This is a genomic window from Pedobacter riviphilus, from assembly GCF_014692875.1.
Taxonomy (GTDB): Bacteria; Bacteroidota; Bacteroidia; order Sphingobacteriales; family Sphingobacteriaceae; genus Pedobacter; species Pedobacter riviphilus.
Window position 1 is genome coordinate 3,692,280 of record NZ_CP061171.1, and the last position, 15,221, is coordinate 3,707,500.

A 15,221-nucleotide genomic window follows, 5' to 3' on the forward strand; every position below is an offset into this window, starting at 1 on the left:
ATGGCTTTGGGAAGAAACCCTCCGCCTTAATACCTTATGGCTTCTACCTCCCTACAGCATTCCGCCGCAAACAGATAAAGTTTGACCAGTTACATAAGCGCTCATATCTGATGCCAAGAACACGCAAACATTGGCAATATCTTCAGTCTCACCAGCACGCTTTAATGGAATGTCTTTTTCCCAGCCTTCAACAACTTTAGGGTCCAAAACATCGGTCATTTCGGTGCGGATAAAGCCTGGTGCAACCACATTGGCACGGATATTCCTCGAACCTAATTCTTTAGCTACTGATTTGGTAAAACCAATAATACCTGCTTTAGAAGCCGCGTAATTTGCCTGACCTGCATTACCAGTAATGCCCACGACCGAGCTCATGTTGATAAAAACACCTTTACGCGCTTTCATCATCACTTTAGAAGCCGCTTTGGTTACGTTAAAGATCGATTTTAAGTTAATATTGATTACATCATCCCAGTTCTCTTCGCTCATACGCATTAACAAACCATCTTTGGTAATACCGGCATTGTTAACCACAATATCTATAGTACCAAACTCAGCTACGATATCATTGATCAATTGTTCAGCTTCAGCAAATTTAGAAGCATCAGAACGATAACCTTTTACCTTTGTTCCGAAGCTTTGTAACTCCTGTTCTAAAGCTTCACCTTTTTCTACTGATGATAAATATGTAAAAGCTACATTAGCGCCCTGTTCGGCAAATTTTTCAGCTATTTTACGGCCGATTCCTTTTGATGCGCCTGTAATTAATGCTGTTTTTCCTTCTAATAATTTCATTTGTTATTTTTATTGTTTGTCAGTCTGAGCCTGTCGAAGACCGAACATGTTATTTATTTTTATAGTTTGATAATCTTACAATTTCACTCCAATCTTCTTCGAATAAAGCTTCTTTTTTCTTTCTACTCCAGCCCTTAACCTGCTTTTCAAAATCTATTGCATCTTCTATTTGATCAAATCTTTGATAATACCTTAATAGAAGAGGTCGTCTTGCAAAAGTATAAGCAAAAACATTTTCACCATCATTATGCTGAGAAAGTCGAGCCTCTAAATCATTTGTTACTCCTACATAATAACTTTTTTCAGCGCATTCCAGGATATAGACAAAATAGTTATGAACTCTTGCCATAGAATATTTTTTAGCAGCTTAAAGTTACAAAAAAATCTTTCTCCAGGATATCATGTTAAATTTATCGAAACGCTTTAAAAAGTCCTTCGACAGGCTCAGGATGACAACCATGCAAGATTGACTGCCAACTCCAAGCTTAAACCGCAGGTTCCTGCTGACTTAAACAATGGAAACTTCCCAATCCCCAGATAATATCAACCGAATTGATTCCGATCACTTTTCGGTCAGGGAAACAACCTTGAATAATATCTAAGGCCTTCTGGTCGTTTACATCATCAAAAATTGGCACAATTACCGCTGCATTAGCGATGTAAAAGTTTGCATAAGATGCAGGGAGGCGGGTATCTTCATAGATCACTGGAGAAGGCATCGGCAACTCTACAATATTTAACGGTCTGCCGTCTTTCAGTTTCATCGCCTTTAAAGTCTCCAAATTTTCCTGTAACAAGATATAATTTTCATCCAGCGGATTGCTTTCTATGACAGTTAAAACCGTATCCTCGTTTACAAAACGCGTAATATCATCAATATGACCGTCGGTATCGTCGCCAACAATACCATCTCCCAACCATAATACCTGATCTTGGCCATAATATTCAAGCAAATATTGCTCAATCTGTTCTTTGGTTAAATGCGGATTACGGTTTTCGTTCAATAAACAGGCCGTAGTGGTTAAAACCGTTCCGGCACCATTAAACTCTACTGAACCTCCTTCCATTACGATATCGGGCGTAAACAAAGGTAAATCGAAATGTTTGGCAATTTTTGTCGGAATCACATCATCCAGGTCAAACGGAGGATATTTTCCACCCCAAGCGTTATATCCCCAATCTACAACAGCCTTTTCATTTCCTTTCAGCACAAATGCTGGACCATGGTCGCGGCACCAGGCATCGTTTGTTTCATTAAAATAAAATTCGATCTGGCTTAAATCCGCATCCACTTTTGTTAATTCAGAAACCGCAAAAGCTTTCATTTCTTCATCTTTCACATTTATGCGCACTTTTTCACCTTCGGCAACTACCTTGATGAACTGGCAATATGGTTTGTAAATGGTTTCGATTTTATCTGGCCAAGAAGCTTCTTTATGCGGCCAGCTTAACCAAGTTGCCTCATGTTTAGTCCACTCGGCAGGGAAAGCATAACCTTGCTTCTTCGGCGAATAATCAAATTGATTGATATTTAAATCTTTTCTTGGAGGAAAGTTTGACATCTAATTTTAATTTATAAAATGAATGGTCCGTGAGGACACGAACCATGGATTTTTATTTATGGGTTTACGATTTAAGCTTTGGTCTTAGCTTAATCCCCGTCAATATATCTTTTCGTAATTGGCTGGTAAGAATCAATTCTTCTGTCTCTTAAAAAAGGCCAATGTTTACGGAAGAAATCAGATTCTGATAAATCCAGCTCAACTACCTCAGTTTCTTCCTGATCGTGAGAACCTAAATAAAGTATTTTGCCCTGTGCATTGGTAGCGAAACTGCCGCCCCAGAATTTCATGGCACCATTCTGCTCAAAACCTACACGGTTTACACTTACTACAGGCACACCGTTTGCAACTGCATGCGAACGTTGGATGGTTTGCCAAGCATTGTATTGATCTTGATTGGTTTCTTCATCCTGATCGGTAGCCCAGCCAATTGCAGTTGGATAAAACATGATATCTGCACCCATTAAGGCCGTAATACGTGAAGCTTCAGGATACCATTGATCCCAACAGATCAGGATACCAATTTTAGCAAACTTGGTTTGGAATACCTTGTAGCCTAAATCGCCTGGCGTGAAGTAAAATTTTTCGTAAAAAGCAGGATCATCAGGAATATGCATTTTACGGTATTTACCTAAATACGAACCATCAGCATCTAAAACAGCTGTGGTATTGTGATACAAACCTTCAGCACGTTTCTCAAACAAAGAAGCAATAATTACCACACCCAATTCTTTGGCTACCACTTGCAAAGCATCAGTAGATGGCCCTGGAATAGCTTCAGCTAAATCGAAATTGTCGTAATCTTCAACATCGCAGAAATACAAAGAAGTAAAAAGCTCTTGTAAACACACAATCTGTGCACCTTTTGCAGCGGCTTCCCTTACTTTAGCAATCGCTTTATCTAAATTCTCTTGTTTATCTTTAGTACAACTCATTTGCACTAAGCCAACTTTTACTTTCTTCATGTTTTCAAAATGATTGAATTAACGAATTAGCGAATGATTGAATGTTTTAATTGCGCTTTGCACACTTACTCATTCAAAAATTCATTCATTCAAAATTAGGCTGCAAAGTTACTATTTTGTTTAAAAGTAGAACGGCATAATTATGTAATTGTTTTTGAAAAGCAAAGGCAGGGGTTCCTATTACTGTTAGCCGGGCTATCCATTATAGCTCCGATGAAAAATCGGAGGCTGCCATTCCTATCCCGTTTAGGTGGAAAAAGTTGTGCTCCTATTTAAGGTAAAACAAAAAGCCCCGATACTTATCGAGGCTTTCCATTCTAATTCAAAACCAGATTAAGGGTTGATATTATCCTTTTTAGGTTTTGCTTTTGTTTCTACAATTTCTGCAACGGCTACTACTTCTTTGCGTTTTTCTGGATCCATTAACTCCATCAATTTCAGTCCAAGTAGGCCATCCATGGCAGAGCCGCCATGATTACCACCATTGCCACCAATCAGCACATCAGGGATCAGTTTCACATTACCTTTTGATAACTCTTCGGTAATTTTGTAACGGGTAAAGTTTTCGCCGCCCAAAGCTTTCACAGCAAGTTCGTAAGCTTCGGCAGTTGATTTACCCACCGCTAAAATTTTACCTGCTTCGGCACTACCAGTTAACGAAATCTGCTCTGCTTCTGCAGATGCGCGGAGTTTAATCGCTTCAGAATCGGCCTGTGCTCTTGCTTTGGTAGCTTCTGCCTCTGCATGGGCCCTCATTTTAGTAGCCTCAGCCTCTGCTCCCACGGCTAATTTTACACCAGCTGCATCACCTTCCGATTTTTTTACCGTTGCACTTGCAGTACGTTCGGCAATCTCTACACTTTGTTGTGCTTTCACAATATCTTTTTGCATATCTGCAATCGCAGTTTCTTTCTCCATCCCCTGACGTGTTTCTTGGGCCTGTTTTTGAGTTTCGTAAGTAACCTTTTGCTCTTCCGCAATTTTACGGTCGGTTAAAGTTTTCATTAACGATTCAGGTGGAACAATGTCACCAATCAGCGTATCAACAGCATTTACGTTATATTCGTCAAGCACTTTGCGGATATGCTCTTTTGCCGATTCCTGACGCTCTTTACGGGTACTCAAGAAAGCAATCACATCACTTCCCTGTGCCGAGTTACGGAAATAGTTACCGATTGTAGGTTCCAAAACCTGCGAAACCAGATTCACCATATTACCAAAACGGGCAATTACTTTAGGTGCTTCGGTAGTAGGCACGTGGATAATCTGTGCCACATCTAAATTGAACGGGAAACCATCTCTCGAACGCACAGTAATGGTGGATAGGTTTTTATCCAGATTATGTGCTTCGCTACGTGCCGATGCCCAGTTCAATACCAAATTGGTTGTAGGCACCAGTTCTACCTTCATAATGTATTTATTAATTGGGTATTTACCCGGGCCAAGTGGTTCCAGCCAAACACCTTTCGATCCTTTGGCCACAATATTTCCATGTTTAAAATCAACACCAGTTAAATCATCGCCCTCTTTACCAATGAATGAAATCACCACCCCTACATAACCAATGGCAATTTCGGTCATGGGAATTTCTTCTAACTGAATGGCCCAGGGATTGAGGTTATAAGAACCGGCCAAAATTACCTGCGGCTGCAAACCGCGGTTTCCGCCCATTTTGATAAAAGCATCAAAATCCTGAAAGTTGTTATGTCCTTCTACCAGTTTACCCGCAATCTGGTTGGCTTCGATTGGTAAACCGTCCAATGTGGTTACAATGCCCACCATACTTTCCTGAATGCGGATCATATCGGTAACCGATACCTGAAACAGCATGGTATTGATACGATAGGAACCTGAGGTAATATAAGAGGTTTGCCGGCCTCTCTGACCACCATTTTCGAGGAATTTCACGGCATCCTGAAAGTTATCAGACTCCACTTTTTGTCCGAGGATATTCCCCGTTGGGATCTCCGCCCCGTCTTTGGCCATAATCAGCCCGATTTTACCTTCCGGAATAATGGTAAACTGCTCCATGGTTACACTGTACTGCCAGAACCACATCCCGAAATACAAGCCTGGCGCCAGTGTTTTTCCTTGGAAACCAGCTTCGCCTTTTATGGCGATAATCCGTCCATCGGGCAGCTCCCGGTCGGAGCCAAAGAGCACGAATTTTTTGGTAATCAACCCAATTCTATCTTCGGGTACAATCACCATCCCGAATAAGAAACGTAAAATATATTTGTATAAAACCACGCACAGCAGTGCCACTAAAACCCACCAATAATTAGAAATGAGCGCTTCCATAATGTTTTGTATTTTTCTGTTTTTTTAACTCGATAAACCATTTATCAAGCACGATATAGATATCAAACGGTGTGCTTTGTTACTGTTTTTAACACTTATTTTTAAACTATTTTTTGTTGGTTTTAAGGCCTAAAAGATGACTCAGGATCGATTATCGCAAGAATACCACCTGCAGATGACATTTTGAAGAATCCCCCAACTGAACGCTTATAAACGCCAAAAACTAACCATTTAGGTTTTACGAAATACCTTGGAGAATTTTAAATGTATAAATTACAATTAATCGAAAAAATATGTCCTTTTTTAGATCTATACAATTGACCAAAAAGGGATACACCGTTTTGTCAGTTCGGATTGCAAAAGAATAAAGATGAGCAAGAGTGAAGCGTTTCCAGAAAGAGCAGAACCCAGGTTAACTAAACCCCCGATTGCACGAATGCCGATTCTTTCCAATCGGTAGAAGGAAAAGCGGGACAGGAAACAACCCAAAAGTACAGGAACCTGCTTTTCAAACAACATGATTGATGATGTTTTGATGATCAGAATTTACAAAATATTAATAGGATCCGGTTTGTGGGCCACAGACCGTGGGAGTTGAGGAGAGTTACACGCCTATTTCTTCTCTATATTCCTGCTGCAGTTCGAACAGGCATTTGGCGCAGAGACAACCATCGTACAGTTCGGAGATGTATTGTACTTCGTTAATGCTGAGTTGCACCACACTGCACTGACATTTGGTATATGAATTTGCCTTGCACTCTATAGCAGTTCCGCATCTTTCGCAGGGAATGATTTCGTGTTTGCTATGTTTTAAAATTCCGTTCATTTGTTCAATGGTCATTAGTTCATTCGTGTTTGGCGCTTTAGAAACTAACGAACCAATGACTGATGAACTACTGAACTAATACAAAAGTAGCGACAAAAAATAAGGTTTTGAGCGTTTGCCCAAAACCTTACGATATTATTAGATTCTTAAAAGTCCCCTTTAGGGGATTTAGGGGTTAACCCGAGCAGCTGATACAGCCTTCTTCCATCGAACAAACTGGTCCGTCAACGATTTCTTCTGCAACCTGATCTTGTGGAATTTCAGCTGGGATAACGGCTTCAATTGCTTTACCGCCCTGGTTCTCTACCGTAAATTTAACGGCCTGAGAAGCTGCTTGTGTACGCAGATAATACATACCGGTTTTTAAACCTTTTTCCCATGCATAGAAGTGCATTGAAGTTAATTTTGATGTATTTGGTGCGTTTACGAACAAGTTTAACGATTGTGATTGGCAGATATACGCACCACGATCGGCAGCCATATCGATGATATTACGCATCTTGATCTCCCAAACGGTTTTGTACAATTCTTTAATATAATCTGGAATGGTATCAATAGCCTGGATAGAACCGTTAGCCAATATAATCTGGTTTTTCATATCGTTGTTCCATAAACCCAATGCAACCAAATCTTTCAATAAGTGTTTGTTTACCACTACAAACTCTCCACTTAGTACGCGGCGGGTGTAAATGTTAGAAGTATATGGCTCAAAACATTCGTTATTACCTAAAATCTGAGAAGTAGATGCAGTTGGCATTGGTGCAACGAGTAATGAGTTGTACACACCATCTTTAACTACTTTTTTACGTAATGCATCCCAGTCCCAACGGCCGCTATCTGGCGTAACATTCCATAAATCGAACTGGAATTTACCTTTTGATAAAGGAGAACCTTTAAAGGTTTGGTAAGGACCATGTTTCACAGCTAAATCATGCGAAGCTGTCATCGAAGCGAAATAAATCGTCTCGAAAATGTCTTTATTTAAACGTTTAGCCTCATCACTTTCAAAAGGTAAACGCAATAAGATAAAGGCATCAGCCAAACCTTGCACTCCTAAACCAACGGGACGATGGCGCATGTTAGAGTTTTCAGCTTCCTGAACAGGGTAATAGTTATGATCGATGATTTTGTTCAGGTTTAAAGTAGCCTGATAGGTTACATCGTATAATTTTTGGTGATCAAATTGTCCATTAATTACGAAACGAGGCAATGCCAATGAAGCTAAGTTACAAACCGCAACTTCATCTTTTGAGGTATACTCTATAATTTCGGTACATAAGTTAGAGCTCTTGATGGTACCTAAGTTCTGTTGGTTAGATTTGCTGTTCGCTGCATCTTTAAACAACATGTAAGGTGTACCGGTTTCGATTTGCGAATCTAAAATGGCAAACCAAAGTTCTTGCGCTTTAATGGTTTTACGGCCACGGCCTTCTGTTTCGTATTTAGTGTAAAGTTCTTCGAATTCTTTTCCGAAACAATCTGCCAAACCTGGTGCTTCGTGCGGGCAGAATAAGGTCCAATCGCCATTATCTTTAACACGTTGCATAAATAAATCGTTAATCCAAAGGGCATAAAACAAATCACGCGCACGCATTTCTTCTTTACCATGGTTTTTACGAAGATCTAAGAATTCGAAAACATCTGCATGCCAAGGCTCTAAATAGATGGCAAAAGCACCTTTACGTTTACCTCCACCCTGATCTACATAACGCGCAGTATCATTAAATACGCGTAACATTGGGATGATACCGTTACTTGTACCGTTTGTTCCACCAATGTACGATCCTGTTGCGCGGATATTGTGGATGCTTAGACCAATACCACCAGCACTTTGCGAAATTTTAGCTGTTTGCTTTAAAGTATCGTAAATACCTTCGATGCTATCATCTTGCATGGTTAACAAGAAACATGATGACATTTGAGGTTTTGGTGTGGCTGCATTAAACAAAGTTGGCGTAGCGTGTGTAAACCAACGCTCGCTCATTAAGTTATAAGTTTTAATGGCACTCTCGATATCTTCTTTGTGGATACCTACAGAAACACGCATAAACAAATGTTGAGGGCGCTCTACAATCTGACCGTTAACTTTTAAAAGGTAAGATTTTTCTAAAGTTTTGAAACCAAAATAATCGAAGCCGAAATCGCGGTCGTAAATAATAGAACTATCTAAAATATCCTTGTTTTTTTCTATGATCTCATAAACATCATCAGCAATAAGAGGAGCCTCTTTCTGTGCTTTCGGGTCGAAATATTCGTACAACATTTTCATCGTACCCGAGAATGATTTAGTAGTATTTTTATGCAAGTTCGAAACCGCTATACGTGATGCCAGCAAAGCATAATCGGGGTGCTTCGTTGTTAACGATGCTGCAGTTTCTGCGGCAAGGTTATCCAACTCCGACGTGGTTACACCATCATATAAACCTTCGATAACCTTTTTGGCTACATCGATTGGATCTACCAGATCTGAATTTAAACCATAGCACAACTTTTGAATACGAGCTGTGATTTTGTCAAATTGCACCGCTTCTTTGCGGCCATCTCTTTTTAGTACGAACATATTTTATGAGATTTTAAGTTAATATTTAGTAGCGAGTATCAAGTATCAACACTTAATGATCACTTTGTATTTTTGTTATTTATTTATTAGTATCGAGCAGCAGGTATCAAGTAGCGAGATCAAAACCTTTTGTTTCCCGTCTTTTAACCTTCTACTTTAAAAGTCTTCGTCTAAAGAAAACGCCTGTTTGTTATTATCAGCAGCGGTTAATACACCACTTTTCTGATAATCGCCCACACGTTTCTCGAAGAAGTTGGTTTTACCCTGCAACGAAATCATTTCCATAAAATCGAATGGATTGGTTGCATTGTAGATTTTTTTGTAACCCAACTCCTGTAACCATCTATCGGCTACAAACTCGATATATTGACTCATTAATTTTGCATTCATACCAATCAGTGCAACTGGCAAGGCATCAGTAATAAATTCTTTTTCAATTTCTACCGCATCGCTGATGATCGAATGAACCTGTTCTTCGCTTAGTTTATTGCTCAACATGCTGTACAACAAGCAGGCAAATTCACAGTGAGAACCTTCATCTCTCGAGATTAACTCATTACTGAAAGTTAATCCAGGCATCAAGCCACGTTTCTTTAACCAAAAGATAGAGCAGAAACTTCCGCTGAAGAAAATACCTTCAACCGCAGCAAATGCCACTAAACGCTCGGCAAAAGTTCCGTTTTCAATCCAGCGTAAAGCCCATTCTGCTTTCCTTTTTACCGCCGGTACGGTATCGATAGCATGGAACAAACGGTCTTTTTCTTCAGGATCTTTAATATAAGTATCGATTAACAGGGCGTAGGTTTCGGCATGAATGTTTTCCATCATAATCTGGAAACCATAAAAACAACGTGCTTCCGGCAATTGAACTTCGCTCATGAAGTTTACCGCAAGATTCTCGTTCACGATACCATCACTAGCAGAAAAGAAAGCAAGGATGTGCGAAATAAAATGCCTTTCGCCATCATTTAAATTGTCCCAGTGTTTCTGATCGTCAGAAAGATCAATCTCTTCTGCTGTCCAAAAACTAGCTTCGGTCTTTTTATACATTTCCCAAATTGCCGGGTATTTAATCGGCAAAAGCACAAATCTATCTTTGTTTTCTTGTAGTAATAATTCCTGTTCCATACGCTGATATTTTTAATTCTATTTTTTTAACAGAGCCGACAAAGGCACGCATCCATCAATTTTATATGATGATTGTAATGTCTTTTATCAAAACGCTGTTGTGAAAGTGCTAACCCTATTGCCTGACAAACAACTGAGTTTTTAGTTAGGAAAATTTAAAATTGCAATCAGGATGATGTACGTATAAATTACTAAAAACTAAGCTTTTATATTTGTTTTCAAGCGCAAGAAGTTAAAGAACTTTGTTATAACAAATATATATACGGTGGCCCTTTTTTGTGAACCAAAGTTGTTAACACCCTACCCAATTGATGGGGAAAAACGATCAGTCAAATATCATTTTCAAGCGAAAAAAAAGCTAATCGTTTCTTTTCAAGGGTTTAGCAAACCAAAATGAGTGTTAATAACTTAAATTTGAGGGCTATAATCGGCACTAAATAGCGCTAATAGGAGCATTACTCAACCGTGTAACTGAGTTTCACTTTGGCAATGCCTTTGCGAAAGATACCGATCTGTTTTGCAGCACGTTCAGACAGATCTATGGCCAGTCTTTTAGAAAAAGGACCACGGTCATTTACCTTTACTACTACCGATTTTCCGTTATCTGGATTGGTTACTGTAACCATGGTGCCGAATGGCAGGGTACGATGGGCAGCTGTTAGTTTTTTTGCCCGGTATTTGGCGCCGCTGGTGGTTCGGCGGCCTTCAAATTTTCTGTGATAATAAGTGGCGAGAACTGTTTTTTTGATGCTATCTGGTTCGTTTGATGAATCAGAATCTTGTGCTTTACCTTGTAAAAACAGGAAACAAAAACTTAATAACAGCAGATACTTCATAGGCTAAATTTTCTTTATCGAGCCTGCAAATATAAGTATTTAGTTTAAAATGAAGCTGTTAATTAGTATTCATCTGGCTAAACAGGGCTATTTAACCCTATGCCGCGCCATTGCTTTACCCGCAAAATCGCTACATAACACCATGTCAGGTAAGGTTTTTGCCTGTTGAAAAAAACCTCAACACAATATGATAATTTATTTCATTTCCTGCTCTAAAACCGGAATTAAAAAGTTGGATAAAGCTGGGGTGCGGTGCTCCTGCTTACTGATTTTAATCATTTTTTCGACAATATCCGGATGCTTTTCAGCCAGGTCGTTTTCTTCTTTAATGTCGCTCTCCAGATTGTACAAAGCCCACTTGGCATTGCCTTTAAGCATATTGAGGCGTACTCCTTTCCAGTTGCCCAAACGGATAGCCTGCTGGCCACCATACTCAGGGTATTCGAAATACAAATAAGGATGCGTATTTTTCTGCGGTTGCCCAAGCAAAGTAGGCAAAATGCTGATGCCATCAACCTCTCTGGGCGTATTTAAACCAAGCAGATCGCAAAAGGTGGGCATCATATCCATGGTGGAAGCAATCAGATTACTGGTACTACCGGGCTTCACTTTTCCGGGCCATGAAACAATAAAAGGTTCGCGGATACCACCTTCGTGAACAAAACCTTTACCCCAGCCATAACCGCCTTTAAACGGACCTGCACTGTTGAAAAAGACAGGATCAACCCCGGCATTAAAAGCTACACCATTATCGGCCGAAAACAGGATGATGGTATTGTCATATACCCCTTTTGCCTTCAGCTCCTTAATCAATTCGCCCACTTGCCTATCAAGCAAGGTAATCATAGCTGCATAAGTAGCGCGCGGGTAACGGCAAGGAAAATAAGATCCATCGCCCAGAAAGGGTTTTTCATCACCAAATTTCTGATGGTAATAAGCGACCAGGTCTTTCGGTGCCTGCAAGGAAACATGCGGTAATGGCGTTGGATAATACAGGAAAAATGGCTTGGTTGCATTTTTATCAATAAATTTTAATGCTGCCTTGATCAAAAAATCTGGGCCATAATCTTTCTGTGCATATTTCTCATAATTTTTCTCATCCTGACTGTCCAAATCTTTAGGAAAAGTAACTGTTGGTGCCTGAATTTTGTTATCTAAAGGAACCCTGTTTTCGTTTTCCCACAGGTGACCACTATAATAGGTATGATCTTGCCGCTGGCAGATATAGCCATAAAAATAATCAAAGCCTTGTTGCGTTGGGAAACCAGCAGTAAAGGGTGCGCCTAAGCCCCACTTGCCTACCATACCCGTAGTATAACCTGCACTTTTTAACACTTCGGCTAAGGTAACTGTCGAATCGGGTATTGGATACTGCCCTTCCAGGTAAGGGTTTTCTTCCATGGCTTTAAAATCCCACACAGGTCCGCGTTCGCCCCACTCGTGGTTCCCACGTATAAAGGCTTTTCCGGAATTTTGCCCCGTCATTAAAATATAGCGTGAGGGCGCACACACCGGATAGGCATAGTGCTGAGTAAAGCGCATACCGCGTTTGGCCAAAGCATCCAGATTAGGCGTTTCAATTTTCTCCTGCCCATAACAACCCAACTCACCGTAGCCCATATCATCGGCTAGGATATAAACGATGTTTGGTTTGGGCCGATTAGCTTTTTTTACCGCTTTTTGGGCAAAGGCTGTGCAAAAAGCAAATAAGCTCAGGGCGAAAAGCAAGAGTTTATGTTTCATTATTGTTTCCTGATAATGGGTTTGTACTGATTAGTGCAGCTAAAATAACGCATTCAGCAAACACTCGTATCTTTAAAAAATACGCAAACGATTGACCATTTGAATTATTACAAAAACCCATAAAAAAAGGCGTACAGCTTATCGCTATACGCCTCTACCTAACCCTTCTACATCTACCTTATTTTTTATCTGGCACGAAGTTCATTGAGATCGAATTTACACAATGACGGGTGTCTTTATTGGTAAACCCTTCGCCCAAAAATACGTGACCTAAATGGGCACCACAGTTGGCGCAAACAATTTCTGTACGCGAGCCATCGGCATCAGGAATACGCTTTACAGCACCTTTAATTTCGTCGTCGAAAGCAGGCCAGCCACAATGTGCATCGAACTTGCTTTCTGAACGGTATAAGGCCGCATTACAACGTTTACAGGTATAAGTTCCTTTATCTGTTGTATGCTCATATTTACCTGTACCAGGGTATTCTGTGCCTTTATTTACAATTACTCTTTCTTCTTCGGGTGTTAATGGATTCCAGTTCATTTTCTTCTTTGGTATGATTTGTTCTGCTTCCTTTGGTTGTTTCGCAGCTTCCTTATCCTGTTTTTGAGCGCAGGCAGAAAGACCTGTTATTAAAACAACAGCGGAAAGCAAAAATAGTTTATTTAACATCGTTTTCATACCTCAATATACGCTATAGATTCTGTTTTGGTTTGCTGGTTTAACAGTTTGTATTAGTGTTTACAAAGGGATGATAAATGTGTCATTTTAGTTGGGAGTTGAGCGTTTTCAATTGGGAGTTTTGGGTGCAGAAACCTCACCCTGACAAATTTTTGGTGATATGTTCTTTCTCTGCAGAGGGAAAGGAAGGGTAGTAGTTTTAACTCTATAGTGAAGCTCAGCCAAAGGCATTAAGATTCCCACCTACGCCTATCGTGTGGACACAATTAATTATAACATTCTTCTATCGCTCTATGCCGCGGGGCATGGTACTTTGGAGCGCCAAAGTACCCAAAGCGCTTTGTCAATCCAGCAATGAGCCTTTTGCGCAATCTCACACGCATCAAAAAACAGTGATACTTCGTTTTGTGTTCAATATTTTTTAAAATTAAATAATCGGTTATGAACACAAAACCACTGCGTTTCAGGTTTGTTAGTGCCTTTTTTACTGTTGTGCACCTGTTTTTTTGATTTCCCCGGCTCCTGGGATTGACAGCGTCCTTGGTTAAAATCCGTGCTTTATTAAAGTTGGTTAGCAAAATGCCTAAAAATACTTAAAAAAGATATGTCCACACAATAGGCCTGCGTGGGAATGACGGCATAAGAAGAAAGATGGCAGTAACACCCCACTTTGTGTGCTTTGCGCCTTAGTGGTTGAACACATTCTTCGCGAACTTTGCGGTAAAAAAACAAAAAAAGCGCCTCGAAATTAATCGAAGCGCTTTTCTATAACGAGATTTTTAAATCTTATTTTGCTAATTCTTCTGCCATTGCAGCACCGATTTCAGCAGGACTTTCTACTACACGGATACCACACTCGCGCATGATTTTCATTTTAGCAGCTGCAGTATCATCAGCACCACCAACAATAGCACCAGCGTGGCCCATTCTACGTCCCGGAGGCGCAGTTTGACCAGCGATGAAACCAACAACAGGTTTAGTACCATGTTCTTTGATCCAACGGGCAGCTTCTGCTTCCATTCCACCACCAATTTCACCAATCATGATGATACCGTGTGTTTCAGGATCGTTCATTAACAATTTAACCGCTTCTACAGTTGGCGTTCCAATAATCGGGTCACCACCGATACCGATAGCCGTTGTAATACCTAAACCAGCTTTAACCACCTGGTCTACCGCTTCATAAGTTAAAGTTCCTGATTTAGAAACCACACCTACATGACCTTTTTTGAAGATAAAGCCTGGCATAATACCAATTTTAGCTTCATCAGCAGTAATTACACCCGGGCAGTTAGGGCCGATAAGTGTAACATCACGGTCAGCAATATATTCTTTAACCTGAATCATATCCTTAGTTGGGATACCTTCAGTAATACAAACAATAACTTTAATACCGCCTTCGGCAGCTTCCATAATTGCATCAGCAGCAAAAGCTGGTGGCACAAAAATGATAGATACATTTGCACCCGTTTTATCAACGGCATCTTTAACAGTATTAAAAACAGGCTTTTCTAAATGCAATTGCCCACCTTTGCCAGGCGTTACACCACCAACTACGTTTGTACCATAGGCCAGCATCTGCTCAGCGTGGTAAGTTCCTTCGTTTCCGGTAAAACCCTGAACGATAACCTTAGAATCTTTATTTACTAAAACGCTCATGTATCAATATTTTTTTTGTGCAAAGCTAATATTATTGAACTGGAATTCAAATCTAAAACCATATTATTTAGTCCGTTTTTTCAGGAAAATGTAAGGAAATGAATTATGACAGCTGGAGACTTGCCATGCATTAAGCCTTACTTAACCTTCTGGGTTAATACTAG

Annotated in this window: 12 protein-coding genes; all 12 read right to left on the reverse strand. The window is 40.1% G+C overall.

From position 1 onward, the window contains the following. Positions 1-51 precede the first annotated feature (51 nt). The 12 genes from fabG to sucD all read right to left on the reverse strand — a co-directional run bounded on the left by fabG (position 52) and on the right by sucD (position 15,057). A complete protein-coding gene (gene fabG / locus H9N25_RS15055; RefSeq protein ID WP_167296775.1) occupies positions 52-795 on the reverse strand; it encodes a 3-oxoacyl-[acyl-carrier-protein] reductase in 744 nt (247 codons plus the stop codon). A gap of 49 nt (positions 796-844) precedes the next feature. Continuing rightward, entirely contained in the window at positions 845-1,144 is a 300-nt protein-coding gene (locus H9N25_RS15060; protein WP_190326424.1) for a GIY-YIG nuclease family protein, read from the reverse strand. 136 nt (positions 1,145-1,280) lie between these two features. Continuing rightward, complete coding sequence (locus tag H9N25_RS15065) at positions 1,281-2,357, reverse strand: agmatine deiminase family protein (RefSeq protein ID WP_190326425.1); 1,077 nt, start codon at positions 2,355-2,357, stop codon at positions 1,281-1,283. 89 nt (positions 2,358-2,446) lie between these two features. Continuing rightward, complete coding sequence (locus tag H9N25_RS15070; protein WP_167296778.1) at positions 2,447-3,322, reverse strand: carbon-nitrogen hydrolase; 876 nt, start codon at positions 3,320-3,322, stop codon at positions 2,447-2,449. A 333-nt stretch (positions 3,323-3,655) separates the two neighbouring features. After that, entirely contained in the window at positions 3,656-5,623 is a 1,968-nt protein-coding gene (locus tag H9N25_RS15075) for an SPFH domain-containing protein (RefSeq protein WP_167296779.1), read from the reverse strand. A gap of 604 nt (positions 5,624-6,227) precedes the next feature. Then, positions 6,228-6,464, reverse strand: a complete 237-nt coding sequence (locus H9N25_RS15080; RefSeq protein ID WP_223833398.1) for a cysteine-rich CWC family protein — start codon at positions 6,462-6,464, stop codon at positions 6,228-6,230. 160 nt (positions 6,465-6,624) lie between these two features. Continuing rightward, positions 6,625-9,009 (reverse strand): ribonucleoside-diphosphate reductase subunit alpha, encoded by a 2,385-nt coding sequence (locus tag H9N25_RS15085; RefSeq protein ID WP_167296781.1) that lies wholly within the window; start codon positions 9,007-9,009, stop codon positions 6,625-6,627. A 156-nt stretch (positions 9,010-9,165) separates the two neighbouring features. Further along, positions 9,166-10,137, reverse strand: coding sequence for a ribonucleoside-diphosphate reductase small subunit (locus tag H9N25_RS15090; protein WP_167296782.1), 972 nt, complete (start codon positions 10,135-10,137; stop codon positions 9,166-9,168). A 455-nt stretch (positions 10,138-10,592) separates the two neighbouring features. Further along, positions 10,593-10,973, reverse strand: a complete 381-nt coding sequence (locus H9N25_RS15095) for a septal ring lytic transglycosylase RlpA family protein (RefSeq protein ID WP_184464143.1) — start codon at positions 10,971-10,973, stop codon at positions 10,593-10,595. A 195-nt stretch (positions 10,974-11,168) separates the two neighbouring features. Further along, positions 11,169-12,716, reverse strand: a complete 1,548-nt coding sequence (locus tag H9N25_RS15100; RefSeq protein ID WP_190326426.1) for an arylsulfatase — start codon at positions 12,714-12,716, stop codon at positions 11,169-11,171. Positions 12,717-12,894: 178 nt separating this feature from the next. Continuing rightward, entirely contained in the window at positions 12,895-13,398 is a 504-nt protein-coding gene (locus H9N25_RS15105) for a methionine-R-sulfoxide reductase (protein WP_190326427.1), read from the reverse strand. 786 nt (positions 13,399-14,184) lie between these two features. Beyond that, positions 14,185-15,057: a succinate--CoA ligase subunit alpha gene (sucD, locus tag H9N25_RS15110; RefSeq protein WP_025145781.1), complete on the reverse strand. Its 873-nt coding sequence runs from the start codon at positions 15,055-15,057 to the stop codon at positions 14,185-14,187. Positions 15,058-15,221 lie beyond the last annotated feature (164 nt).